This is a genomic window from uncultured Albimonas sp. (assembly GCF_963977235.1).
Taxonomy (GTDB): domain Bacteria; phylum Pseudomonadota; class Alphaproteobacteria; order Rhodobacterales; family Rhodobacteraceae; genus Albimonas.
This window is the reverse complement of the sequence record NZ_CAXBOD010000005.1, coordinates 109,116-132,648: the sequence shown is the minus strand read 5'-3', so window position 1 is coordinate 132,648 and position 23,533 is coordinate 109,116. Positions and strand designations below refer to the sequence as shown.

Sequence of the window (23,533 nt, the reverse complement as noted above, 5' to 3'; positions counted from 1 at the left end):
CGCGATCCCAGTCGGCCAGCTCCGCCAGCCGGTTGTCGGCGATCACATAGGCCCGCTTCTCGGCCTCGCTCAGGCGGCCTCCAGCCGGCCATGCCCGGCCACGACGCCGCCCTGCGCGTCGATCAGGATCGGGTTCACGAAGCCGAAGCTGCGAATCGAGCCGGCGATCTTCTCGATCTGCTTGTCCGAATGCCGGCGCGCGTTGTTGGCGTAGGGCGCGAGCGTCCCCACGGGGCGCTCCTCCATGGCCAGCGTAGGCGCCAGGCGGCGAGGATCGATCGGGTCCGTCTCAGGGTGACGGCGAGCAGCACTGTTGCGAGCCATGACGGCCTCCAAGGTTGGCCGCCGAGGCGGCCGGAAGCTCCTCATGGGACGCGAGCGCACGCATGCCCTCGTCCCACGGACCGGAGGGTCCATGAGGAGCGGGGCGTTCTGTGCTGCTCTGTGCGGATCGCGCGTGCTGCTCGTGAAGGCGGGTGGTTTCAGCGAGATGGGAGAGCATCCTCCGCGCTCAAGAGGCGAACCGGATCTTTCTGTTGCACCCGGGTGCACTGCAGGCGGAACCCTTGGTCATGCGACATCTGGCAGGCTTCGCGATAACCAAGCGCCCCCTCCAGCGACCAGGCGCGCTCGCCGCCGCGAAGCGCACTGCGCCGGCGCGCTGGACCTCATCAAAAACGCGATCGAATGAAGAGGAATGCTGTGGCGTCGTAGATATCGATCGGCTGCCGATGTCAGCATCCGAGCAACGTCACGGCGGCAGAATTCGGCTCTCAAGAGGCGCCATCCCCATCTGCATCTGACGTGCTTTGACTTGGCGGTTGGCTCCTCTTTCTTCCCGATGAGCAAATGGAGCCCAAGTGATCGGGACGCGGCGACCCGATAGAAAGTTGCACTATAATATGATGCAATATCACAGTCAGCCGCCGGCCGCGGCCCCCTCGCCCCAAGACGGGACGGAGCGTTCCCGTGCGCAGATTCGCCGGGCTCGCCACCGCGCTCGTCCTGCCGCCGCTCGCGCTTGCCGAGGCGCAAGAGGTGAGGCGCCTGACCGTCGCCGCGCAATTCGAGAGTCAGGGGCCGGAGCCCTCGACCTCGGACGACTTCCTCACCCGCATGTGCATCGCTGAGACGTTGGACGAGGCCGACGCGCAGGGCCGGCTGACGCCCGGGCTCGCGGCTGGGTGGAAGGTCTCGGACGACGGGCTGACCTGGCGGTTCGCGCTGCGACAGGGGGGCCGGTTCCAGGACGGAAGCGCGAGGGATGCGGCGGCGGCGCCCAACGCGCTTGCGATCGCGCGGGACAAGCCGCGGCCGCTCGCCTGGCTGCAAATCGAGGAGATGACGGCCGAGAATGGGACGGACGGGCCGGGGACGCTGGTCAACCGTCCTCGCCCATCCCGAGCGTGCGCAGCATGCCGTGCAGCACCTCCGCGTCCGCGTCGGTCAACCGGCAGGCCGAAACGATCCGACCGGCCACACCCCGGACAGCCTCGTCGGATGCCCGTCCGGCAGGGGTCAGGTCGACGAGCACCCTTCGCTCGTCGACGGTGTCCCTGGAGCGGCTCGCCAGGCCGGCGGCCTCGAGGCGCTTGACCAGCGGAGTGATGGTGCCGGTGTCCATGCCGAGACGGCCGCCCAGCTCCCCCACCCCGATCGGCGCGTCATCGAGCAGCGCGATCATCGCCAGATACTGCGGAAAGGTCAGGCCGAGGGGCTCGAGGAAGGGCTTGTGCATCCGGGCGACGCGGTGCGCCGCGCCGTAGAGCGCAAAGGACAGCTGCTTGTCGAGTTCACGCCTCTTCCCGGTCGGCGAAGACGTCATGGACCACCCCCTAGCGCTCGATTATCTTGCGCACTATATAATTCTCGACGCAGCGGAGGGAAGGCCGATTCTGCGCGTCTACGTCGCCAGGACCGCTTGCCGGCTGTCGGCGGGTCGATGCGCAAATGGCTGAACCGATGACGGCTGATCGCGCCAGCCGCAAAGCCCGACGTCCCGGCCTCAGGATGCCTGACGGCCGGACCTTCTGGAACCGATGGAAAGACCCATGACGTCAATCGCCCACGCCCGCTCCTCCCTCCTGCCGGACGACCTCCCGGATCCGGCGCCCTCGATGAGCGTCGCGGAAGCCATCGCCAGCCGGCGCTCGATCCGCGCCTTCACCGATGCCCCCCGTGTCCCTCGAAACGATGACGCGCGTGATGGAGCAGGCGCGCTGGGCGCCGTCCGGCTGCAACTTCCAGCCATGGGAAGCCACCCTCCTCACCGGCGCTCCCCTGAAGGCGCTGACCGACCGGCTGGCCGCGAGCGCGCCGGACGATCCGCTCGAGTACGACTTCCTGGCGCCGTCTCGGGTCGAGCGGTACCGGGGGCGGTACACGGGCTTCGCCGCTGCGATGTACGACGCCCTCGAGATCTCGCGCGACGACAAGAACGCGCGTGAGGCCTGGGGCCGGCGCAATGCCGAAGCCTTCGCGGCGCCGGTGCTGCTCCTGTGCCACTTCCCCAAGTGGATGAAGGAGGCGCAGTGGTCGGACATGGGCATGTGGCTGCAGACGATCATGCTGTCCCTGCGGGGCGAGGGTCTCGACAGCTGTCCGCTGGAGGCGCTCGGCATGTACGGCCGCACGATCAAGGACCATCTCGGGCTGTCGGAGGACACGCTGCTGTTCTGCGGACTGGCGATCGGACATCGCGACCCCGACGCGGCCGTCAACCGCTTCCGGCGCGACCGGGCGCCGCTTTCGGATCTCGTCACGTTCCAGGGGTTCTGAGCTGCGGCTCTCGGCCCGTCGGCTTCGCTCGGGGATCATGCGCATCCGGCCCGAAGCCATCCCACGCGGCGCCCCGCCACGCGGCAGGGCGCCGTCCCCGCGACCCCCTTGCAGGAGACGGATCCCGGCGTGCGCGCCTGCCAGGCAGGCGGACGTCGACTCCGGAGACCGACCATGACCGACAAGAAGATGATCCTCGGGATTGGCCTCACCTCGGGCTACGGCATGTTGCCCGGATCGTGGCGGGCCCCCGGCGTCGATCCGGAGAACTACGCCCGCGTGGAGGCCAACGTCCGCTACGCCCAGGCCGCCGAACGCGGCGGGTTCTCGTTCGTGTTCACCCCCGACTTTCCGATCCTGCGCGGCGGCGAGGACCGGGGCGGCATCCAGAACATCATGGAGCCGATGCTGCATCTCGCCGCGATCGCGCAGGCGACGCGCCGCATCGGGCTCGTCGCGACCGGATCGACGTCGTTCCAGGAGCCGTTCAACACCGCCCGCCAGTTCAAGGCGCTGGACGTGATGAGCCGGGGCCGCGTCGGCTGGAACGCCGTGACGACCAGCGATCCCGCCGTGGCGGCGAACTACGGCATGCCAGTGGCCGAGCGGACCGTCCGCTACCAGCGGGCGCATGAGACGATCCAGATCGTGCAGGCCCTGTGGGGCAGCTGGCGACGCGACGCCTGGATCAAGGACGCCGAGACGGGACGCTATCTGGACCCCGACAAGCTGCAACCGGTCAACCTTCGGGGCAAGCATGTCGGATCGCGCGGTCCCCTGCCGATCCCCCCGTCGGAACAGGGGCAGCCGGTCATCTTCAGTTCCGGCGCTCCCAGCCCGCACATGCTCGCGCTGGCTGGCCGCTATGCCAGCGGGTTCATCGCCGAGGTCTGGACGATCGAGGAGGGACGCGCGCAGCGCGAGATGCTGCGGAACGCGGCCCGCGACGCGGGTCGGGATCCCGACGAGATCAAGTACTTCGTCGGCCTGATGACCACGGTGGCGCCGACGGTCCGGGAGGGGCTGGACCGGCGCATCGCCCTGTCCGACGGGGCCATCGAGGCGCGGCTTCCCGCCCTGGGCGCCATGCTCGGACTGCGCCTCGATCCCGCACGGATCGACGTCCCCCTCACGCCCGAAGACCTGGCGAAGGCGCGCGTCGCCTCCGGCGATCCGCGAGCGGGCATTGCGCTGGAGGTGGCGCGTCAGGGCTGGTCCCCCCGCGATGTCCTGGCCCATGGGGTGATCGACTATCACCCCGTCGCCGTCGGGCCTCCCGAGGTGCATGCCGACCATCTGCAGAGGTGGTTCGAGGCCGGCGCAGCGGACGGTTTCTGGATCCTGCCCGACGTTTTCGAAGACGGCGTGGACGCCTTCGTCGATCAGGTCGTCCCTCTCCTGCGGGACCGGGGGCTTTATCCGCAGGACTACATCGGCGCCACGTTGCGGGAGAACCTCGGGGTTCCCGACCAATACGGCCCCGACCCGCGCCTCGCCGCCGCGACGCGCTGATCCACGGGACCCGGCGGACAGCCGGCGGGCGGCCGGCGACTTTCGAGATCCCCCGGACGCCGCGCGGTCCGTCAAGGATCCGGAAGTAATCGGGCGGCACGAAGCTGTTCCGACGGATCGACGTACGCGGTCTGTCGTGACGTCGGACCGGTCGCCAGGACAGGGTCACAGGCGCGTCCGCCGCGCTGCGGCAGGCTGGTCGATCGCCTGCCGCTCCTGCAAGGCTCAGGGCCGCCCGGGCTTCGGGACGGTCTGCACCCGGGCCACGACCGACATGCCGGGCGCCAGGCGGTCGGCGAGACGCTGGTCGGGGTCGATCGCGATCCGCACCGGCAGGCGTTGCGCGATCTTGATGAAATTGCCGGTGGCGTTGGAGGGTCCCAGCACGCTGAACTCCGAGCCGGTGGCGGGAGAGAAGCCCTCGATGCGCCCGGTGAGCTCCGCGTCGCCCAGGGCGTCGACGGTGAAGCGGACCGGGTCCCCCACGTGCAGGCCCGACAGCTGGGTCTCCTTGAAGTTGGCGACGATCCATTTGCGCGCCGGAACCAGCGAGGCGAGCCGCGCGCCGGGCGTCACGTACTGACCGACCCGCGCCGACACCTCCCCGAGCTTGCCGGCGACCGGCGCGCGGATGCGGGTATGGGCGAGGTCGATGCGGGCCAGCTCCACCGCCGCCTCCGCCTCCTCGACGGCGGCGGCGCGGGATCGGCGCTCGACGGCGACCGCGTCCACGTCCTGCCGGGCGGTCTCGGCCTGCGCCGCGGCCTGGCGCAACGTGGCGCCGGCCTGGTCGAAGGCGAGCCGGCGGGCCTGCGCCTCGCGCTCGGTGACCACGCCGCGGCTGCGCAGCTCGGTCGCCCGGTCGAGCTCGGCGCGCACCACCTCCAGCGCGGCCCGGGCGGACGCGACCCCGGCGTCGGCGGCCTCGACATTGGCCTCCGCCGACAGGCGCTCCTGGCTGGCGCTCGCGAGATCGGCGCGCGCGGCGTCGAGCTGGGCTTCGGCCTGCGCGAGCTGCTGGGCGTAGGTCGCGTCGTCGATGCGCACGATCAGGTCGCCCGCTTCGACCTCGGCGAAATCCTCCGCCGCGACCTCCACCACCTCTCCGGCCACCTGCGGGGCGAGAAAGGTCACCTTGCCCCGGACATAGGCGTCCTCGGTCGCCTGCGCCGTGGGCTCGAAGGGCGGCAGGCCCCAGGCGTAGAGCACGCCCGCCACGCCAAGCAGGCCCACGGCGGCGGCGAGGAAGGTCGCGACATGGCGGGTGATATTCGAAAGCATCTGCAACCTCGGTGCTAGGCGGCCTGCGCGCGGGGCGGCGCGGCGGCCGGAGCGCGGTCCTGCGTCTCCAGGCTCGCCGGCGCCGGGGCGGCGGCGGCGGCGGCGGCGGCGCGGTCCCGCCATGTCTTCAGGGCCGCGTGGCCCAGCATCAGCGCCAGCGCCACGGCCGACGCCGCGGCGGTGGCCAGAAAGGCGTCGTCATAGGCCATGACGGACGCCTGGGACTGGACCTCCCCCGCGAGCCGGGAGACGGCCTCGGCCGAGACCAGCGCGGCGTCGCCGACCTGCGGCGAGAGCCCCGCCCGCACGGCGTCCAGACGCTCCGCGACCAGCGGGTCGGCGCCGGCCAGCCCCTCGGACAGGCGCTCGGCGTGAAGGCGCTGCCGGACCTGCACGAAGCTGGAAAACAGCGCGGCGCCAAAGAAGCCGCCGAGCTTCTGCGTGGTCAGGAACACGATCACGAAGGTCAGGATGTAGTTCGGCCCCTTCGCCAGCGCCGACATCAGGCCCGACAGCAGCGCCGGCGGCAGGAACAGCGCCGCGGCGAGGCCGATCATCGCCTGCGAGAGATACATGTCCGCGGGCGCCGTCTGCACGGTGGCGCGCGCGTCCATCAGCGATCCCGCGATCAGCAGAACCAGCGCCACGGCATGGAAGCGGAACTCCCGCCCCGGTTTCAGCAGCACGGCGCAGATCGCGCCGCCCAGCAGCGTCGCCCCCAGCACGACCAGCCACAGGCCCTGCATCTGATCGTTGAGAAGCCCCAGGGACCGGAACAGGCCGGCCGCGCCGGAGGTCTGCTCGCTCAGCACCAGCCGGAACAGGAGGATCGCGGCGGTGAAGTGCAGGATCGCGGGGCTGGCGAGCCAGCGGATGTCGAGCAGCGGCTCCGCGCGGTTGAGCTCGATGCAGGCCGCCACCGCGAAGGCCCCGATTCCGCCCGCGATCAGCAGCCCCAGCCAGGCCCGCTCGGTCCACCAGTAGATCGGGCCGACGACGGCCGCCACCGCCAGGCAGCCGAAGCTGACGGCGATGAACAGGAACGAGATCACGTCCCCCGCCTCGATGCGCATCGGCATCGGCGGGGTCTTCAGCGGCAGGAGGTAGATCAGCCCGAGCCCGATCGCGGCGAGCGCCGCCTCCATGCGGGTCAGCGCCTCCCACATGCCGACGTCGAGGAGGTGCGGCGAGATCAGCCGCGTGACCGGGGAGCCCATGAAGATGACGGTCAGCGCCGCCGAGAGGCCGACGTTCATCTTGCGATGATCCGGCAGCGGCTCGAGCATGTAGAGGAAGGCGAGCGAGGTCATCGGCGCGGCGGCGACCCCCGAGAGGAACCGCACGGCGAGATGGGGTCCGAACCCCTCGGCCGAGACGTTCAGCAGCGCCGCCAGCACGAAGCCGAGGATCGAGATCTCGGCGAAGCGGCGGATGCCGAACTGGCCGCGGATCTTGATCAGCGCCAGCGTGAGCGAGACGTTCGGGGCCATGTAGGCCGCCGTCAGCCAGGCGGTCTCGGCCTGGGTCGTGGCGAAGCTTCCCTGCAACTGCTGGGCGTTGGCCGAGATCACGGATTGCCCGAAGCCCTGCGCCAGCGCGAGCACGACGGCGGTCGCGAAATAGCCCCAGGCGCGCCAGGCGGGCATCGTCAGCCCGCTGGGGGCCTCGGCCTCCGGCGCGCGGTCCGCGGGGTCCGGCTGCCCGGCTCCCCCGTCTTGCGCGGGCGACGCGCTTGGCCGCGGCGGCTCCGCCGTCGCGCTCGGCGCCGGCCGGGGGGCCTGCCGCGGGGTTTCGCCGTCCTCGCTCATGATCGTGCCGCGGCCGCCACGTTCTCGAGCATCCGGCACAGCACGCGCTGCGTGACGACGAGGTCCTCGTCCGGGATGTCCGCGAGGATCTCCGCGCACAGCCGCTCGGTGAGCGCGAGCACCGCCTCGGCCTGGCCCTGCGCGGCCGGGGTCAGCACGATGTGGCGCTGCCTCCGGTCGCCGGGAACGACTTTCCGGCGCACCAGGCCGCCCGCCTCCATGCCGTCGATCAGCCGCGCCATGGTCGGCCGCTCCACCTCCATCGCGTCGGCCAGCTCGCCCTGCGTCAGCGGCCCGCTCCGCGACAGGTGAAGCAGCAGCCGGGCCCGCGCCTCGGTGAGGTCATAGGCGCCGGTGCGGGCGTCGAAGAGCGTGCGCGCCTTGCGCGTCACCGCGCCGAGGGTGCGGAGGAGCACGGCCCTCACGTCTGCGGGATCGGTCATAGCGACTCAGTAGCTCCCTAAAAGTTAGCCGTGCATCTAATCGGGCGGGCCCGAGGCTGCAAGGAGGAAAGGGGCAAGCACGCCGAAATGATCGCTCGCTTCGCTCGGGCTCGCGTCAGCCGGACGGCGGCGCCTCCAACCATGAACAGATCTCGGGATCGGGCGGCGAAGGCGCATCCGCCTGCGCTGAAACTCCCCTCCGACGATCCGGAGTCGTCGGCATCGTCAGTTCCACGCCTGGCGGCGGATGGAGCAGGGGGGCGGCGCGCAGACGCGGCGCAGGGAACCGCCCTCGGCTCATCGAAGTCGGCGGTGGGTTGGTCGCGCCTGGCCCCGGTCGCGATGCGAGGGACCGGGATCGCGGGGCGACGTCACTCCCGCAGAACCTCCGAGCGCAGGACCTTCCGCACCCTCTGTTCATCCTGCGCGGTGAGGGAGGCGGACGGAGCCGCGATGGTGACGGCGAAGCGAGGGTCGTTGGGCCGACAGGGGACGAGCAGCCCAATGCCGGTGACGCCCGGCAGGAAGTTCGCATGGCTGACCACCAGCCCGTCCGGCTTCGCCGCCATCGCAAGCGCGATCACGCGCTCCTCCGTCAGGCCGGGGATGGAGTCGAACGCCTCCCTCCGGGCGCGCACGATGCGCGCGATCTCCGAAGGATCGTAGGCGCTGAGCATCGCGACGCCACCGGTGCCAAGGCCGAGCGCGCGCCGCTGGCCCGGCTCGACCGGGATCGCGCGCAGGACCGAACGGCCCTCGGCCCGGTAGATGCAGACCGAGTCCAGTCCGTGGCGGGCGAGCAGATAGGCGGTGTGCCCGGTGCGCCGAGCCACGGCGTCGACCGTCGGGCGAAGGGCGAGCCCGTCCTCGATCTCCATCACGGCGCCCAGCCCCAGTTCCCAGACCAGACGCCCGATGCGGAGCCGACCGTCTACCGGATCGCGGCGCAGAAGCTCCGCGTCGCGCAGAGCCTTCACCATGCGGTGGGCCGTGGCCCGGGACAGTCCGAGGCGGTCTGCGATCGCGGCGGTCGAGGCGCCCTGCGCGCCCTGACTGGCCGTCAGGCCGAGAATGTCGACGATCCTGAGGATCGTCTGCGTGCCCGCGTTCTTGTTCGCCGCAGGTGGGCCCTCGTCGGTCGAGCCGTTCATGCCCAGTCGCCTTCCGGATACTCATCTCGAAATATGAGACGCACGTGAGCATAGAACCCACCGACGCACACCCGGGCAAGACCTGTAAGATCTCGCAAGCGGAAAAGGCGCGGCTCCTTGGATCACGAAGCATTTTTGAAACCAACTTCAAATTCTGCTTGACAGCGCAATTCCCAAAGTGTGAGGCATAGACGATCAAGGAGGACTTCTCGGCGCGAAGGAGATGCGGCGCGCCAATGCGCCGCCGCAGGCTGACCGCGTCCGCCGAAGATCCGGATTTCCGGCGCGCCCAAAGACGCCGGACCATAGGGAGGAGACGCCACATGAATACGAAGATGACCCTGGCGGCGGCCCTGGCCGTCGCGGCCGCCGCCGCAAGCGGCGCTCAGGCCGCGGAGCTGGTCTACAGCTCCCACTCGCCTGACGATCACCGCGACAACCAGGTGATGCGCGCCTATTTCGACGCCGTCGCGCCGGAGGGGGCGGCGGACACGGTGCAGATCATCGGCGGAGGGGCCGTCGCGTCGGGCGGCAACGCGCTTAGCGCGGTGAAGTCCCGCGCCGTCGACAGCGCCGTGGTCATCTACGCCTATGCCCCGTCCGAGATCCCGGTGATCTCCATGATCGGCGATTTCCCCGGCAACAACACCCCCGTCGCCGCCGCGGCGACGACCGAGACGATGCTGATCGACTGCCCGCAGTGCCGCGAGGAGATGGATCGGGTCGGCGTCGAAGTCCTGATCAACGTCGCGACCGAACCCTACAACTTCATGTGCCGCAGCGACGCGGTGGCGACGCCCGCGGACCTGCAGGGGAAGAAGGTGCGCGCCACCGGCGTGCTCAGTCAGCTCGTCGCCCAGATGGGCGGCACCACGGTCAACATCGCCTACAACGAGATCTACGAGGGCATGCAGCGAGGCCAGATCGACTGCACCATCCTCGGCGCGTCGAACCTCAAGGGCGTGCAGGTGTGGGATGTGGCCAAGACCCTGACCGACCTGTCGCTGGGCACCTTCAACTCCTACGGCCTGCTGCTCGTCAACCAGGACCTGTGGAAAGGCATGTCCGCCGATGACCGACAGCGCTGGATCGGCGGCCTGGGCAAGTTGATGTCCGACCACGCCCGCGTGAACCTCGAGGTCGCCGACGAGGCGCTCGAAACCGGCGTGAACGAGAAGGGCCTGAAGGTTGTCGAGCCGACGGCGGAGCTCGCTTCGGCGGTGAAGGATTTCCAGGAGAAGCAGATCGACCTCGTGCTCGCCACGGCCCGCGAACGCGGCGTGGAGAACCCCGAGGGCATCGTCGCGCGCTATCAGCAGAACGTGGTCAAGTGGCAGGCGATCGCCGAAGAGATCGGCGAGCAGCCCTGGACGCAGGCGCAGTGGGACGCATTCGGCGCCAGGGTCCAGTCGGAGATCTACGCGCGCGTCGCGCTGGACTGAGCGGGGCATGCGGATGCGACGCCTTCGCGACGCGCTCGACCGGCTCGCCGTGGCGCTGATGGCGCTCGGCGGGCTGGCGCTGGTGGCGCTGATGTTCCTGGTCTCCCTCGACGTGGCCGGCAAGTATCTGCTGGCGGCGCCGATCCCGGGCACGCTGGAGGTCGTCTCCTCCTACCTGATGGTGTCGCTGGTCTACCTGCCCATCGGTTTCGTGCAGCTCCGCCGCCAGCACCTGATGGTGGAGCTGTTCACGATGGGCGTCCCGCCCCGCGCCAAGGCGGGGCTAGACGTGCTGGTGGGGGCCCTGGCCGCGGTCTACGTCGGATTGCTTTCCTGGCTGGTCTTCAACCAGGCGCTCGACGCCACCGCGATCCGCGAATTCCGCGACGTGACCGACTGGCTCCTGCCGGTCTGGCCGGCGCGCTGGCTGCTGCCGCTGGCGTTCGGACTGATGTTCCTGGTCACGCTGGCTCAGACCCTGATCGACCTGGCGTACGCCGTGACCGGACGCGGCGAGCCCACCTTCCGCGAGATCGAGACCGCCGCCCTGACCGAAGTCGAGTGAGCGCGCCGCCGCCGGCGCGCTCCCCTCCTTCCTGCCGGCGCCTGCGCGCCGCGGCCCGTGACGAGAGACGCATGTCGAACCTTGCCGTAGGTCTGTCCGCGATCCCCTTGCTCCTGCTTCTGATGGCCTTGCGCGTCCCGATCGCGATCGCGCTCGGCGCGGTGTCGCTGGGCGGACTGATGCTGGTGCGCGGGACGTCCGCCACCTTGTCGATCTTCGGCGACATGCCGATGGAGTTCGGCGCGAGCTGGGCGCTGAGCGCCGTGCCGATGTTCATCTTCATGGGCTCCATCGCCTTCCATACCGGGCTGACCAACGGTCTCTTCGAAGCGGCCCGCCTCTGGCTCAGCCGGCTGCCGGGCGGGCTGGCGGTCGCGACCAACTTCGCCTCCGCCGGCTTCGCCGCGGCCTCGGGCTCGTCGCTCGCCACCTGCGCGGCCATGGGGCGGCTGGCGATCCCGCAGATGCTCAAGCACGGCTACGATCCGGCGCTGGCCTCCGGCGCGGTGGCGGCGGCGGGGACCCTGGGGGCGCTGATCCCGCCCTCGATCATGTTCGTGCTCTATGGCTGGTACACCGAGACCTCCATTGGCGCGCTGCTGCTGGCGGGCATCATTCCCGGAATCCTGACGGCGGTGATCTATTCCGTCTTCGTGGTCGCGCGAAGCATGTGGAAGCCCGAGACCGCGCCCCCGATCAGGGAAGAGGTCAGCTGGTCGGACCGCTTCGCCTCGCTGCTCGAGATCTGGCCGCTGCCGATCCTGGTGATGGGGGTGGTCGGCTCGATCTATGCAGGGGTGGCCACGGCGACCGAGGCGGCGGCCCTGGGGGCGATCTTCGCGCTCGTTATCGCCGCCGCGCGCGGCGCGCTGAGCGTGGAGGCCTTCCGGCGCAGCGTGGTCGAGACGCTGGTCAGCACATCCTCGATCTTCTTCGTGGCGATCGGGGCGATGCTGCTGACCCGGTTCTTCGCCTTCGCCGGCGTGCCGCGGTTCCTGTCCCAGCAAGTGGGCGGGCTGGGGTTGGACCCGCTGACCCTGATCCTCGGCCTCTCCGTCATCTATCTGGTGCTGGGGTGCTTTCTGGACGGGCTCGGCGTGATGCTGCTGACGCTGCCGGTGCTCTACCCGCTGATGAAGCAGGCGAACATCGACCCGATCTGGGCCGGCGTCATCATCGTCAAGTATCTCGAGATCGGCATGATCACGCCGCCGGTCGGGCTGAACGTCTACGTCGTCAAAGGGGTTGTCGGCGACCGGATACCGCTGACCACGATCTTCCGCGGCGTCGGCCTCTTTCTGCTGGCCGAGGTGGTGATCATGACCCTCCTGATCGGGTTCCCGATCCTGTCGACCTTCCTTCCCAACCAGCTTCTGTATCGTTGAGACACGCATGACCCTCGCATTCGTCACCGGCGCCGGAGGCGCCATCGGCCTGGCCATCGCGCGCGCCCTGGGCGCCGACGGGGCCGAGATCGTCGGAATCGACGCGGCCCCGGCCCCCGAAGACTGGTCGGGCGCCTGGCGGCGGACCGACCTGGCCGACCTGCCGGCAGCGCTCGCCGTCATGGAGGCGCTGATCGCCGAGCACGGCGCGCCCGATGTGCTGGTCAACAATGCGGGCGTGTTCCGCCCCGCGGACTTCCTCGACGTGACGCCCGAGGCCTACGACCTGACCCAGGCGGTGAACGCCCGGGCGCCCTTCTTCCTGTGTCAGCGCATGGCGCGCGCGCTCAAGGCCGAGGGGCGTGGGGGGGCCATCGTCAACGTCGCCTCGATCTCCGGGAAGCTCGGCAGCCCGACCGTCGACTACGCCGCCTCCAAGGCTGCGATGATCGCGCTGACCAAGTCGCTGGGCCGCGTGCTGGCGCCGCTCGGGATCCGGGCGAACGCGGTGGCGCCGGGCATGGTCGCCACCGCGATGACCGCGACCCTGGGCGAGGCGCAGCTCGCCGCCCAGTTCCAGGTCGTGCCGATGGCCCGCATGGCCGACCCCGACGAGATTGCCCAGGTCGTCCGCTTCCTCGCGGGCCCGGGCGCGAGCTACGTGACCGGCAGCGTCTACGACGTCAACGGCGGCTGGATCAGCTGACTTCAAGGACCAAGCACATGAGCGACTTCATCCGCAACCGACGCTACCTGATGCCCGCGGTCTTCGGGCCGACGCGCATCCCGGACCGTTCCGAGATCCCCCGCGTCCATACGGTCTCGCTGTCGTTCGAGACGGACCCGGACGCGCTGGCGGCGCTGGTCCCCTCCGCGTTCCGTTTGGTCGAGCCCGCCTCGGTGATGGTCTCGCGGATCACCTATGACGGCGTCGACTACATCGGCGGCCGCAGCTATTCGGAAACGCTGATCGGCGCGAACTGCATCCACGAGGGCGACGGAGAGACCCTTCGCGCCCCCTACATGCTGGTGCTGTGGGTCTCGGACGCGCTGCCGATGATCTCGGGACGCGAGTTCATGGGCCACGCCAAGATCATGGGCGAGATGACCCCGATCGAGGAGTCGGACGGCGCCCGCGCCTTCTCCCTGACGGAGTACGGCGCGCCGCTGCTCGAAGGGCGCGCGACCGACCTGGTGGAGCTCGACGGCGCCGCGCTCGACAAGGCCCGCGCCGCGACCCGCCGCTCCGACGCCTTCGGCTGGAAGGTGATCCAGAGCGCGGAGGGGCCGATGGACGCGGCCTATCCCGTGGTGAACGTGATGCGCTGGTCCTACGAGCGCATCTGGTCGGGACGCGGGGAGCTGCGCCTGTTCACGCCGGACCACGCGCAGGCGCCGACGTCGAGCGACGTCATGGCGGCGCTGGCCGCCCTGCCCGTCCTGCGGATGCGCCGCTCCTTCGTGGGCGTCGGCTCTGCGGTGATCGACAGGCTGGGCACCCGGCGCCTCGGGACCCGCGCGTCGGCCGCCGCGCCGCTCGCGGCCCGAACGGCGGGAGAATGAGCTGATGGATACGCTTGCCGAAATGTGGCTCCAGCACGCGCGTCGCTATCCGGACCGCATGGCGCTGGTCTGCGGCGACGCGCGGCGCACCTATTCCGACCTGGTCGACCGCGGTCGCCGGCTCGGCTCGGCCCTGCATCGGGCGGGGGTGGAGCGGCAGGCGCGGGTCTCGATGCTGGCGATGAACTGCGCCGAGTACATGGACTATTACGTCGCCTGCGAGATCTCGGGCTACATCGCCGCGCCGGTCAACTTTCGCCTCGCGGCGCCTGAAGTCGCCTTCATGCTCAATGACGCGACCCCCCGCGTCCTGATCTTCGAAGCCCAGTACATTGATCTGCTGGAGCGGATCCGCCACGAGGCGCCCTCGATCGAGACCTGGATCTGTCTTCCCGACGCAGAGCGCGCGGCGCCCGAATGGGCCGTCGACTACGAGACCTTCCTCGCCGCCGGCGACGTCGGCGGGGTTCCCTGGAGCCCTGAGCCCGGCGACTTCGTCCGTCTGGTCTACACCTCCGGCACCACCGGCCGCCCCAAGGGCGCGGTGAAGACCCAGCGCGCCGAGCTGCTGGCCGCGCGAAAGATCGCCGAGAGCATGGACATGACCGGCGCCACCAGCATCCTGCTGATGATGCCGATGTTCCATGTCGGCGCGCAGCTCGAACAGATCGGACAGAGCTTCGTCGGCGGCCTGGTCGTCCTGCAGCGCGGTTTCGACACGCGGGCGGTGCTCGAAACCATCGAGCGCGAGCGGATCGAGATCGTCCACATGGCCCCGACCATGATCCAGCAGCTGCTGACCGAGCAGGACGTGACGGCCTGGGATCTCTCGAGCCTGCACACGGTATGCTACGCGGCCGCCCCGATGCCGGTGCGGGTGCTGGAGGATGCGGTCTCCAAGATGGGCCTGATCTTCTGCGACATGTACGGCAGCACCGAGATCGGCCCGACCACCATGCTCTACAAGCACCTGCATGTGCTGGGCGGCACGGAGGCGGAGACCCGTCGCCTCGCCTCCGTTGGCCAGAGCATGCCCGACGTCGCGCTGCGCATCCTCGATGGGCAGGGGCGGGACTGTCCGCCGGGGGTCCCGGGGGAGGTGTTCATCCGCTCGACCTCGATGTTCTCGGGCTACTGGAACAACTCGGCCGCCACCGTCGAGGCGATCCGCGAGGGCTGGTACGCCTCGGGCGACGTCGGCTATCTCGACGAGCGCGACTATCTCTTCCTCGTCGACCGGACCAAGGACATGATCATCACCGGCGGCGAGAACGTCTATTGCCGCGAGGTCGAAGAGGCGCTGATGGCGCATCCCGCGGTGCACGACGTCGCGGTGATCGGGACGCCGGACGACAGGTGGGGCGAGTCCGTGTTCGCGGTCGTGATCCCCGTTCCGGGGGCGGCGCGCGACGACGCGGACCTGATCGCCTTCTGCAAGGACCGGATCGCCCGCTACAAGGCGCCCAAGGCGGTGGCCTGGGTCGAGGAGCTGCCGCGGCTTCCCTCCGGCAAGGTCAGCAAGGTGAAGCTGCGCGAGACCTACGCCAGGGGCTGAGAGCCCCGGCCGGGGGCGGGAGCGGCGACGCTCCCGCCCCCGGCCGCGATCTTCCGCGTCATCTCCCCGTGAAGTTCGGCTTGCGCTTCTCGATGAAGGCGTTCACCGCCTCGGCGTGGTCTTCCGAGACATGGGACATGAGCTCCATTCCCACCATGCCCTCGATCGAGCTCTCGACGATGCTGCGCAGGACCATGTTCATGGAGATCTTGGTCATGTTGATCGCCTGCGTGGCGCCGCCCGCGAGCCGGTCGGCCATGCCGTAGACGACCTCGTCGAGCCGCTCGACGGGAACCGCACGGGTGATCAGGCCCCAGTCGGCGGCCTCCTTCGCCACGATCGAGTCGCCTGTGAGAAGGAACTCCTTGGCCCGAGCGAAGCCGATGTTGAACGGCCAGGTGACAGGGCCGCCGTCCGCGGCGACATATCCCATCGCGACGTGGGGGTCCGCGAACTTCGCCGTGTCGGCCGCGTAGGAGAGGTCGCACAGCAAGGCCAGCGACGCCCCGAGCCCGATGGCGTGCCCGTTCACCCGGGCGATCACCGGACGCTCGCAGCGGATGAAGGCGTAGATCAGCTTCTGCGCCTCGTGGATCATCCGCGCCATGGCCGGCGTGGCGGCGGGGTCGAGCGCCGCCTTCATGTCGTTGATGTCGCCGCCGGCCGAGAAGGCCCGCGTCCCCGCGCCGGTCAGCACGATGACCTTGAGGTCGGGGTCGTGGTTGACCGTCTCCATCAGACGCACGAGCTCGGTGTGCTGCGCCTTGGTGATGGCGTTCATCGGCGGCGTGTCGATCGTGATCGTCATCACCCCGTTGGGCCGGCGGTCGAGCTTCAGCGACTGGACGAAGTCGTACATGGGGTCGTTTCCTCCTGGGGAGCGCGGCGATCCTGGGTCGCCGTCGGGATCAGGCCGCGAAGCGGTCGAGGTGATGGTCGGTGTCGCCGAAGGTCATGCGGATCGTCATGAGTCGGCGCATGTGGTGACCGACGGGGAGCTCTTCGGTCATGCCCATGCCGCCGTGGTTGTGCACCGCGTCTCCGCCGACCTTGTGCGAGGCGCGGTCGATGCGCACGCGGGCGGCGGAGACGCCGCGGGCGCGCGCCTCGGGGGGACCTTCCAGCGCGGCGATGGCCTGGAACACCATCGAGCGCGCGAAGTCGGCCTCGGCGTACATGTCGGCCATCCGGTGCTGGAGCACCTGGAACTCGGCCAGAGGGCGACCGAACTGGCGGCGCTGGCGCAGATGATCGGTGGTCTGTTCGAGAACGGCGTCCATGCTCCCGACCGCTTCGGCGCAGAGCGCCACGCAGGCATGGTCGAGCGCCAGGGCGAGAGCCGGCGCCGCGGCGCCCGGGGGGATCAGCACGGACCCGCCCTCCAGTTCCACGTCCGCGAAGGCGAAGTCGGCGGCGCCGCGCCCGTCGATGGTCTCATAGGCGCGCCGCTCGATGCCCGGCGCGTCGACCGGCACGACCAGGATCGCCATGCCCTTGCCATCGAGGTCTGTGGGGACCAGCAGAGCGTCGCCGAGATGCCCGCCCGCAACCGCGATCTTCCGTCCGGTCAGCGAAACTCCGGCGGCCCTGCGATGCGCGCGCGTCGCGGGAGTTTCGGGCGCGAAGCCGTGAGCGGTCTCCGATAGCGCAGGAACCAGCAGCATCTCGCCCGAGATCAGTCGTGCGGCGAGGTCTTCGCGCAGCGCGCCCGCCGGCGCCGCCTCAAGCAGGCGGCCGGCGAGGACGCACGCCTCGGCATAGGGCTCGATGGCCAGCGATCGCCCCAGCAGTCCCGCGATCAGCGTCATCGCCCCGGGGCCTGCGCCCAGTCCGCCCAGGCTTTCGGGCAGGGTCGCGGCGAGCACGCCCAGGTCGGCCATCGCAGTCCAGTTGCGGCGCGCGAATGCGGTCGCATCCCCGGCGCGCCCGGCCTCGCGCGTCTCGAAGCCGTAGGCGTCGCGCAGCCAGCGCGCGACCGCGTCGCGCAGCATCGTCTCGTCGTCGGAGAGTTTGAAGTCCATGCGCGTCCTCCGCTCAGCGCCGCGTCGCCAGGGCGCCGCCCCAGATCAAGGCCCGTTGAATGTCGTTCGACCCGCCGAAGATCGTCGAGGCGCGGCGATACAGGTATCGGGTGACCACCCCGGGCGCGTCGTCCGGCGCATCGGCGGGCATGTCATTGCCGTAGGGTTCGCTCGCGGGGTTCCGGTAGCGCGGCATCGCGTGCAGCCCCAGCGCCCGGATCGCGAGCTCCGAGGCGCGGATCTGAAGCTCCGACCCTTCGATCTTGAGCGACGACGCGGCCGAGTCCCCCGCAGCCCCCATGTCCCCGTGCAGCGTGCGCAGCACCGACCAGTCCAGCGCGATGACGTCCGTCTCCAGCCGTGCAAGATCGCGGCGGAAGGACTCCGCATCCATCGCCCGCCGCCCTGCCGCGTCGGGCCGCGCAGCCAGCGCGCGGATGTCGTCGAGGTCCCGCTTCAGGCGATTCACGTGGGCGTTGTAGGTGCGCTCGTGCGTCAGCAGGAACTTGGCGTAGGACCAGCCCTTGCCCGGCTCGCCGATCAGGTCGCGAACGGGGACCCGCACCTGGTCCAGAAAGACTTCGTTCACGTTGTGGTCGAAGTTGATGGTCCGTATCGGACGCAAGGTCACGCCCGGCGCATCCATCGGAACCATGATCATCGACAGGCCGGCCTGGGGCTTCACGTCCGGATCGGTGCGTGCAAGCAGGATCATCTGGTCGGCGAACTGCGCTTCCGACGTCCAGATCTTCTGACCGGTGATCACATAGTCGTCGCCGTCGCGGACCGCCCGCGTGCGCAGCGAGGCGAGGTCCGAGCCCGCATCCGGTTCGGAGAAGCCCTGGCATCCGAGCATGTCGCCTTTGAGGATCGGCGGCAGGAAACGCGCCTTCATCTCGTCGGAACCGAACTTCCAGATCACGGGGCCGATCAGGTTGATCGCGACCACGTTGGGCTCGGGCGCGTGATGGGCGCCGGTCTCGTCTTCAAAGACGTACTGCTGCGTCGGCGTCCAGCCGGTCCCGCCGTGCTCCACCGGCCATCCCGGCGCCGCCCAGCCACGGTCGTGGAGGATTCGCTGCCAGCGCCGCATGTCGTCGCCGGAGAGCTGGAAGCCCTGTCGCTGGCGGCGCCGAAGGTCATCGGGCAGCTGCTCAGCGAAGAAACGGCGCACCTCGTTCCGGAAAGCGAGGTCCTCGGCGGTGAAGGCGATCCTCATGCGGCGAAGCTCCAGTCTTGTGCGCGCATGTCCGGGACGCGCGGCGCAATGGTCGTCGGGGCCGGCCCGCAGGCGCGAACGACGGCGTCGGTCGGGAGGCGGGGCCCAAGGGGCGCGCCGTATCGGGCCTTTCCGGGACGCCCGCGTCCCATGCCCGGAGGAGCGGCGCGGCGCCTCGGAAATCCCGTGCATTCCTGGCCCGATGCGGGGCGGCGGCGGGCCTCCGTGCTTTCGGCGCGACGATGGCGCCTGGGGCGGGATGCAGTCAAGAAATTTTTGAATTGAAATTCAAAACTTGTTCGCGATGGACGAAGACCTGCGGACGGGGGCGCTTCACGCTGCTATGCAGCGAGAATGCAGAAGGACCATCCGATGGAGAATCATGCCGACGCGCCGGACGCGGAGACGGACGTCGAGACCGAACGCGCGCCGCGCCGTCTGGCGAAGCACGAGGTGACCCGCGCGCGGATCCTCGATTCCGCGGCCCAGGTGTTCCACGACAAGGGCCTGGCCGAGAGCAAGCTGGCCGAGATCGCCCGTGGCGCAGGGCTCCATGCCGGCGCGCTCTACTATCATTTCAGCTCGCGCGACGATCTGGTCGAACAGGTGCTGAATGAAGCCACCTACCGGATGGAAGACATCATGGACCGCGTGTTTTCGGAGCTGCCCGACGACGCGACCGTGATCGACAAGATCCGCGCCGCCATCGCCGCGCATCTGGACTACGTCCACCGCGGCGACCCGTTCGTGAAGGCCTATCGCCGCATCTACGATCAGGTCCCGGCCGAGGTGAGGGCCCGCCACGATCGCTTCGAGAAGCGCTACGGCGTTTTCTGGCGGCGGCTTGTGGCCGAGGGTCAGGCGTGCGGAGAGCTGCGCGCGGACATCGAGCCGGGCCTCGCCCGGATGCTGCTGCTGGGCGCGATCGAGTACACCCAGACGTGGTACACGCCTGCCGGACGCCTGCCGCTCGACGCGCTGATCGAGGGTGCGACCCGCTTCATCCTGACGGCTCTCGACAAGCGCGCCGAGGTCGAATGAGCAGACGCCCCGCCAGACGGCGATGTCCCCCGGCTCAGGGTCGCGGAAACCCGGGCGTCCGGTCGGGAAACCGGGATGCCCGCACGACGCGAGACCGCGCCGCCTCCGCCCCCCCGCCCCGCCTGCGTCATCGGGCGAGCAGGATCGAAGGAAGGGTGGTGGAGATTGCGGGAAACGCGATCAGCAGCGCCATGATCACCACTTCCGCGGCCAGGAACCACAGCGCGCCGCGGAAGATCGTGGGCAACGGGATCGTGTCGCCGACCACGCCCTTGACCACATACACGTTCAGGCCCACGGGCGGCGTGATCATGCCGATTTCGAGGTATTTGACCACGATCACTCCGGCCCAGATCGGATCGATCCCGGCCGACTTGAAGATCGGATAGATGACGGGAAGCGTCAGCAGCATCAGGCCCAGCGGCTCGAGGAAACACCCGAGCACCAGGTAGATGACCGACAGGCCCACGATCAGCATCAGCGGGTCGACGCCCAGACCCGAGATCTGCTGGGCGATGAAGGCGGGCACGCCCGCGAACGCGAGGAAGCGGGTCAGCAGCAGGGCGCCGATGGCCACGAAGAAGATCGAGGACGTGGAGACAAGCGTCTCGAGGAAACTGTCGCGCAGCGCGGTCCAGCCCAGGCTCCGTCGTGCCAGCGCCACCACGATCGCGAAGGCCGCGCCGAGCGCCGCCGCCTCGGTCGCGGTGGCGAGCCCGGAATAGATCGAGCCGACGACGCCCAGGACCAGCAGTGGAACGGGCCAGACGTCGGCCAGCGCGCGCAGCTTCTCGGCCATCGTCGCCTCGAATGCGATCGGCGGCGCCAGCGAGGGGCGGGCTCGGCAGCGCAGGAGGATCAGGCCAGCATAGATCAGCGCCGTCAGAATGCCCGGCACGATCCCGGCGAGCAGGAGCGCGGCGATCGAGGTCTCGGTGAACCAGCCGTAGAGAACGAACAGGATCGACGGCGGGATCAGCGCCCCCAGCGTGCCGGCCGCTGCGACCGAGCCCGACGCGAGCGCGGGATCGTAGCCCGCCTTCAGCATCTGGGGGATCGCGATCCGCCCCATTGCCGCGCAGGTGGCGAGCGAGGAGCCGGAGGCCGCGGCGAAACCTGCCGACGCGAAGTTGGAGGCGACCGCCAGCCCGCCCGGCAGCTTCGCGAGCCACAGCCGCGCCGCTTCGAAGATGCCGCGGGTCAGGCCGGTATGGAAAGCCACGGCGCCCATCAGGATGAACATCGGCACCGCCGACAGCGTCCAGGAGGCGCCGAACTCCATCGGCAGCGAGCCGAAGATCGCGAGCGTCGCCCGCGGTCCGCGCACCAGCAGCAGGCCGACCAGCGACACGCCGCCCAGCGCCAGCCCGATGGGAGCGCGCAGCGCGAGAAGGATCAGAAGCGCGGGCAGGGCCGCAAGCCCGATTTCGAGATTCGACATGGGGAACCGGAAACTCCGTTCGTGCGGGGCGTCGAAAGGCTCAGAGCGCCCGGTCGGCCGCGTCGGCATGCGAGCCGTCGCGCGCGGCTTCGGGGGCTGCGGCGCCGGGCGGCGTCGGCGGCGGCCGGCCCGTGACGGCATGGATCAGGTCGAGCACGCACTGGATCGCCAGCACCGCGGTCATCAGGCCGAAGGCCGCCGGCAGGATCCAGCGGGAGGGCCAGACCGGCAGATCCATCACGGTGATGTCCTGGAATTCGCCCCGCCGGGTGGCGACGAGCGCCTCCTCCCAGACCAGCCAGGTCAGCAGGCCCATGTAGAGAGCTCCCGCCGCCGCGACCGCGACGTCCATCCCCGCCTTCGCACGCGGCGACAGGCGCATGGTGAAGAGTTCGACCATCAGGTGTTCGCGCCGCGCCTGGACATAGGCGACCGGCATGAAGGCGACCGAGACCATCCAGTACCAGGACACGATCGCGATCGTGCCCGGAACCGGCTGGTTCAGCAGGTATTTGCCCAGGATGTCGGCGACGGTGTTGACCATCATCAGCCCGAGCGCCACGCCCGCCGCGGCCAGCATAACGCGGTTGCACAGGTCGACGGCCCGGGGGACCCAGGCGAGGATGGCGCGGCTCATCGCGACGCGGTCCCGGACCGGAGGAAGCGGACGCGTCGGCTCATCCCGCCGCCCCCGCCTCGTCGGCGATCCGCTCGGCGATCATCCGGCGCAGGATGTGCTTCTGCACCTTGCCGGACGGCGTCTTCGGCAGGGCCTCGACGTAATCCACCCGCTCGGGCCACTTCTGCGGCGCGAGCCCTCGCGCCTTGAGCCAGGCGGCGAACTCGGCCTTGTCAGGCCGTTCCGCGCCCGCGGGCACGATCCACGCGCAGACGCCTTCGCCCAGCCGGGCGTGGGGCATCGAGAAGACCGCCGCCTCGTTCACCGCCGGATGGGCGTGGAGCGCGTCCTCGATCTCCTTGGCCGACAAGTTCTCGCCGCCGCGGATGATCAGGTCCTTCTTGCGGCCGGTGACGACGATCACGCCGTCCGCGGTCATCCGCACCAGGTCGCCGGTACGGAAGAAACCGTCCCGGTCGAAGGCCTCCTCGGTCGCCTTCGGGTCGGTGTAGCCCACGAACATCGCGGGGCCGCGGGCCAGCGCCTCGCCCTCCTCTCCCGGAGGCAGGACGCGTCCGGCCTCGTCGACGACCTTCACCTCATAGTCGTCGACCCGCCCGTCGGTGGAGGCGCAGAGGTCCGGGTCGCCGCGCACGCCCTGCGTGATCAGCGGGCATTCGGTGGAGCCGAAAGCGCGGAAGGTCACGCAGCCGGGGAACGCCTCGTAGGCCTTGGCCACCAGGTCGGAGGGCACAGCGGCGCCGCCGCAGAGGAAGAAGACGAGACTGGGCAGCGTGGTCTTCGCCGCCGCGGCCGCCTGCATCAGCTCGACCAGGAAAGGCGTCGCGCCGAGCATCGCGCTGATGCCGAGCCCGTCGATCAGTTCGACCGCGCGCGTGGCGTCCCAAGCCTCCATCAGCTGGGTGCGCGACCCGAAGTGGTATGCGATGTCGATGCCGAAGCTGAAGCCGGTGACGTGTCCGACGGGGGTGCCGATCAGCACCGACATGTCCGCCGGCAGGTCCCAGGCGCGGAAGGTGTTGGCGAGCGTCCGGCGCGCCTGGTTGTGGGTGTAGATCACGCCCTTGGCCGCCCCCGTCGTGCCGGAGGTGTAGACGAGCGACTTGACGTCGTCCGGGTCGACCGCGGGCAGCGCGCGCTGCGAGGCGCGGCCGCGCGCGATCAGGTCCTCGTAGGCCGAACCCTCGCGCACCGGGATGACGTGGGAAAGCAGCGGCAGGTCGGCCCGGAGGCTCTCGATCATCGCGACGTGGTCGGTGTTGCGATAGCGGCCCGGGGCGAAGACCAGGCGCGTGCGCGCGTCGGCGAGGATCTGCCGAAGCTCCGCCTCCCGGTAGATCGGGACGATGGGATTGACCACGAAGCCGCCCATCGCGCAGGCGAGGTCGATCTCGGCCACCTCGATCCAGTTGGGCATCTGCAGACTGACGGTCTGGCCGGGCTCGATCCCCAGGTCCAGCAGCCCGCGGGCCAGCGCCTCGGCCCGCTCGACCAGCCGGCCGACGGCGAAGTCGCCCTGCTCGGTGCCGAAGAGGATGCGCCCGGGCTCGCGCGCCGCGAGGTCGCGGGCGGAGTCGGCGATCGTGCGGCCGGTCCAGACGCCATCCGCGACGCGGCGCGCGGCGATCTTGGGGTCGATGCGGCTTGGCCAGCCGGACGGAGTGACATGCATGTTCGTCTCCCTTGGC

Annotated in this window: 21 protein-coding genes and 1 pseudogene; 10 read left to right on the top strand and 12 right to left on the bottom strand. The window is 70.0% G+C overall.

The features are described from left to right. Positions 1–69: 69 nt before the first annotated feature. Entirely contained in the window at positions 70–324 is a 255-nt protein-coding gene (locus tag AAC134_RS05850) for a ParB/Srx family N-terminal domain-containing protein (RefSeq protein WP_339948127.1), read from the bottom strand. Between the two features lie 792 nt (positions 325–1,116). Between AAC134_RS05850 and AAC134_RS05845 the strand changes: the two are divergent. Continuing rightward, positions 1,117–1,266 (top strand): annotated as a pseudogene (locus AAC134_RS05845) (ABC transporter substrate-binding protein); the annotation flags it as partial. A gap of 115 nt (positions 1,267–1,381) precedes the next feature. On the opposite strand, the gene AAC134_RS05840 reads toward AAC134_RS05845, so the two are convergent. Continuing rightward, positions 1,382–1,825 (bottom strand): MarR family transcriptional regulator, encoded by a 444-nt coding sequence (locus AAC134_RS05840; RefSeq protein ID WP_339948126.1) that lies wholly within the window; start codon positions 1,823–1,825, stop codon positions 1,382–1,384. 353 nt (positions 1,826–2,178) lie between these two features. Between AAC134_RS05840 and AAC134_RS05835 the strand changes: the two genes are divergently transcribed. Beyond that, positions 2,179–2,778 carry a nitroreductase gene (locus AAC134_RS05835; RefSeq protein ID WP_339948125.1) on the top strand — a complete coding sequence of 200 codons (600 nt, stop codon included), beginning with the start codon at positions 2,179–2,181 and terminating at the stop codon, positions 2,776–2,778. A 174-nt stretch (positions 2,779–2,952) separates the two neighbouring features. Beyond that, the gene (locus AAC134_RS05830; protein WP_339948124.1) at positions 2,953–4,290 is read left to right on the top strand and encodes an NtaA/DmoA family FMN-dependent monooxygenase; all 1,338 of its coding nucleotides are present in this window, start codon (positions 2,953–2,955) and stop codon (positions 4,288–4,290) included. Between the two features lie 225 nt (positions 4,291–4,515). Here the strand turns inward: AAC134_RS05830 and AAC134_RS05825 are convergent, their stop codons facing one another. The 4 genes from AAC134_RS05825 to AAC134_RS05810 form a co-directional block, all read right to left on the bottom strand. Continuing rightward, positions 4,516–5,571 (bottom strand): HlyD family secretion protein, encoded by a 1,056-nt coding sequence (locus AAC134_RS05825; protein ID WP_339948123.1) that lies wholly within the window; start codon positions 5,569–5,571, stop codon positions 4,516–4,518. Between the two features lie 14 nt (positions 5,572–5,585). Beyond that, positions 5,586–7,217, bottom strand: coding sequence for an MFS transporter (locus tag AAC134_RS05820; protein WP_339948122.1), 1,632 nt, complete (start codon positions 7,215–7,217; stop codon positions 5,586–5,588). A gap of 158 nt (positions 7,218–7,375) precedes the next feature. After that, entirely contained in the window at positions 7,376–7,822 is a 447-nt protein-coding gene (locus AAC134_RS05815) for a MarR family transcriptional regulator (RefSeq protein ID WP_339948121.1), read from the bottom strand. A gap of 371 nt (positions 7,823–8,193) precedes the next feature. Beyond that, positions 8,194–8,973, bottom strand: coding sequence for a MarR family transcriptional regulator (locus tag AAC134_RS05810; protein WP_339948120.1), 780 nt, complete (start codon positions 8,971–8,973; stop codon positions 8,194–8,196). A gap of 323 nt (positions 8,974–9,296) precedes the next feature. Between AAC134_RS05810 and dctP the strand changes: the two genes are divergently transcribed. From dctP to AAC134_RS05780, 6 genes are all read left to right on the top strand, one after another. Further along, a complete protein-coding gene (gene dctP / locus AAC134_RS05805; protein WP_339948119.1) occupies positions 9,297–10,415 on the top strand; it encodes a TRAP transporter substrate-binding protein DctP in 1,119 nt (372 codons plus the stop codon). Positions 10,416–10,428: 13 nt separating this feature from the next. Then, positions 10,429–10,980, top strand: coding sequence for a TRAP transporter small permease (locus AAC134_RS05800; protein WP_339948118.1), 552 nt, complete (start codon positions 10,429–10,431; stop codon positions 10,978–10,980). 71 nt (positions 10,981–11,051) lie between these two features. After that, the gene (locus AAC134_RS05795; RefSeq protein ID WP_339948117.1) at positions 11,052–12,365 is read left to right on the top strand and encodes a TRAP transporter large permease subunit; all 1,314 of its coding nucleotides are present in this window, start codon (positions 11,052–11,054) and stop codon (positions 12,363–12,365) included. A gap of 7 nt (positions 12,366–12,372) precedes the next feature. Next, positions 12,373–13,071 carry an SDR family NAD(P)-dependent oxidoreductase gene (locus tag AAC134_RS05790; protein ID WP_339948116.1) on the top strand — a complete coding sequence of 233 codons (699 nt, stop codon included), beginning with the start codon at positions 12,373–12,375 and terminating at the stop codon, positions 13,069–13,071. A gap of 17 nt (positions 13,072–13,088) precedes the next feature. Continuing rightward, on the top strand, positions 13,089–13,928 hold the full coding sequence (locus tag AAC134_RS05785; protein ID WP_339948115.1) for an acetoacetate decarboxylase family protein: 840 nt from the start codon (positions 13,089–13,091) through the stop codon (positions 13,926–13,928). Positions 13,929–13,932: 4 nt separating this feature from the next. After that, on the top strand, positions 13,933–15,483 hold the full coding sequence (locus AAC134_RS05780; protein ID WP_339948114.1) for a long-chain-fatty-acid--CoA ligase: 1,551 nt from the start codon (positions 13,933–13,935) through the stop codon (positions 15,481–15,483). 58 nt (positions 15,484–15,541) lie between these two features. On the opposite strand, the gene AAC134_RS05775 is transcribed toward AAC134_RS05780, so the two are convergent. From AAC134_RS05775 to AAC134_RS05765, 3 genes are read right to left on the bottom strand one after another with little or no spacing between them, the layout of a single operon-like run. After that, positions 15,542–16,342 (bottom strand): enoyl-CoA hydratase-related protein, encoded by an 801-nt coding sequence (locus tag AAC134_RS05775; protein ID WP_339948113.1) that lies wholly within the window; start codon positions 16,340–16,342, stop codon positions 15,542–15,544. Positions 16,343–16,391: 49 nt separating this feature from the next. Then, positions 16,392–17,504, bottom strand: a complete 1,113-nt coding sequence (locus AAC134_RS05770) for an acyl-CoA dehydrogenase (protein WP_339948112.1) — start codon at positions 17,502–17,504, stop codon at positions 16,392–16,394. 13 nt (positions 17,505–17,517) lie between these two features. Continuing rightward, a complete protein-coding gene (locus tag AAC134_RS05765; RefSeq protein WP_339948111.1) occupies positions 17,518–18,723 on the bottom strand; it encodes an acyl-CoA dehydrogenase family protein in 1,206 nt (401 codons plus the stop codon). A 372-nt stretch (positions 18,724–19,095) separates the two neighbouring features. Here AAC134_RS05765 and AAC134_RS05760 point away from each other — a divergent pair, with 372 nt between their 5' ends. Further along, positions 19,096–19,764: a TetR/AcrR family transcriptional regulator gene (locus AAC134_RS05760; RefSeq protein ID WP_339948110.1), complete on the top strand. Its 669-nt coding sequence runs from the start codon at positions 19,096–19,098 to the stop codon at positions 19,762–19,764. Positions 19,765–19,891: 127 nt separating this feature from the next. Here the strand turns inward: AAC134_RS05760 and AAC134_RS05755 are convergent, their stop codons facing one another. The 3 genes from AAC134_RS05755 to AAC134_RS05745 are packed head-to-tail and all read right to left on the bottom strand — an operon-like array spanning position 19,892 to position 23,517. After that, positions 19,892–21,205 (bottom strand): TRAP transporter large permease subunit, encoded by a 1,314-nt coding sequence (locus AAC134_RS05755; protein ID WP_339948109.1) that lies wholly within the window; start codon positions 21,203–21,205, stop codon positions 19,892–19,894. 40 nt (positions 21,206–21,245) lie between these two features. Next, positions 21,246–21,842, bottom strand: coding sequence for a TRAP transporter small permease (locus tag AAC134_RS05750; protein ID WP_339948108.1), 597 nt, complete (start codon positions 21,840–21,842; stop codon positions 21,246–21,248). Positions 21,843–21,882: 40 nt separating this feature from the next. After that, entirely contained in the window at positions 21,883–23,517 is a 1,635-nt protein-coding gene (locus AAC134_RS05745) for an AMP-binding protein (protein ID WP_339948107.1), read from the bottom strand. Positions 23,518–23,533 lie beyond the last annotated feature (16 nt).

Bases quoted from the DNA above. Each gene is read 5' to 3' on its own strand.
- AAC134_RS05800 (WP_339948118.1), top strand. From the start codon at position 10,429: ATGCGACGCCTTCGCGACGCGCTCGACCGGCTCGCCGTGGCGCTGATG.
- AAC134_RS05760 (WP_339948110.1), top strand. From the start codon at position 19,096: ATGGAGAATCATGCCGACGCGCCGGACGCGGAGACGGACGTCGAGACC.
- AAC134_RS05770 (WP_339948112.1), bottom strand. From the start codon at position 17,504: ATGGACTTCAAACTCTCCGACGACGAGACGATGCTGCGCGACGCGGTC.
- dctP (WP_339948119.1), top strand. From the start codon at position 9,297: ATGAATACGAAGATGACCCTGGCGGCGGCCCTGGCCGTCGCGGCCGCC.
- AAC134_RS05795 (WP_339948117.1), top strand. From the start codon at position 11,052: ATGTCGAACCTTGCCGTAGGTCTGTCCGCGATCCCCTTGCTCCTGCTT.
- AAC134_RS05765 (WP_339948111.1), bottom strand. From the start codon at position 18,723: ATGAGGATCGCCTTCACCGCCGAGGACCTCGCTTTCCGGAACGAGGTG.
- AAC134_RS05830 (WP_339948124.1), top strand. From the start codon at position 2,953: ATGACCGACAAGAAGATGATCCTCGGGATTGGCCTCACCTCGGGCTAC.
- AAC134_RS05745 (WP_339948107.1), bottom strand. From the start codon at position 23,517: ATGCATGTCACTCCGTCCGGCTGGCCAAGCCGCATCGACCCCAAGATC.
- AAC134_RS05755 (WP_339948109.1), bottom strand. From the start codon at position 21,205: ATGTCGAATCTCGAAATCGGGCTTGCGGCCCTGCCCGCGCTTCTGATC.
- AAC134_RS05850 (WP_339948127.1), bottom strand. From the start codon at position 324: ATGGCTCGCAACAGTGCTGCTCGCCGTCACCCTGAGACGGACCCGATC.
- AAC134_RS05785 (WP_339948115.1), top strand. From the start codon at position 13,089: ATGAGCGACTTCATCCGCAACCGACGCTACCTGATGCCCGCGGTCTTC.
- AAC134_RS05815 (WP_339948121.1), bottom strand. From the start codon at position 7,822: ATGACCGATCCCGCAGACGTGAGGGCCGTGCTCCTCCGCACCCTCGGC.
- AAC134_RS05790 (WP_339948116.1), top strand. From the start codon at position 12,373: ATGACCCTCGCATTCGTCACCGGCGCCGGAGGCGCCATCGGCCTGGCC.
- AAC134_RS05840 (WP_339948126.1), bottom strand. From the start codon at position 1,825: ATGACGTCTTCGCCGACCGGGAAGAGGCGTGAACTCGACAAGCAGCTG.
- AAC134_RS05750 (WP_339948108.1), bottom strand. From the start codon at position 21,842: ATGAGCCGCGCCATCCTCGCCTGGGTCCCCCGGGCCGTCGACCTGTGC.
- AAC134_RS05780 (WP_339948114.1), top strand. From the start codon at position 13,933: ATGGATACGCTTGCCGAAATGTGGCTCCAGCACGCGCGTCGCTATCCG.
- AAC134_RS05810 (WP_339948120.1), bottom strand. From the start codon at position 8,973: ATGAACGGCTCGACCGACGAGGGCCCACCTGCGGCGAACAAGAACGCG.
- AAC134_RS05820 (WP_339948122.1), bottom strand. From the start codon at position 7,217: ATGCCCGCCTGGCGCGCCTGGGGCTATTTCGCGACCGCCGTCGTGCTC.
- AAC134_RS05825 (WP_339948123.1), bottom strand. From the start codon at position 5,571: ATGCTTTCGAATATCACCCGCCATGTCGCGACCTTCCTCGCCGCCGCC.
- AAC134_RS05775 (WP_339948113.1), bottom strand. From the start codon at position 16,342: ATGTACGACTTCGTCCAGTCGCTGAAGCTCGACCGCCGGCCCAACGGG.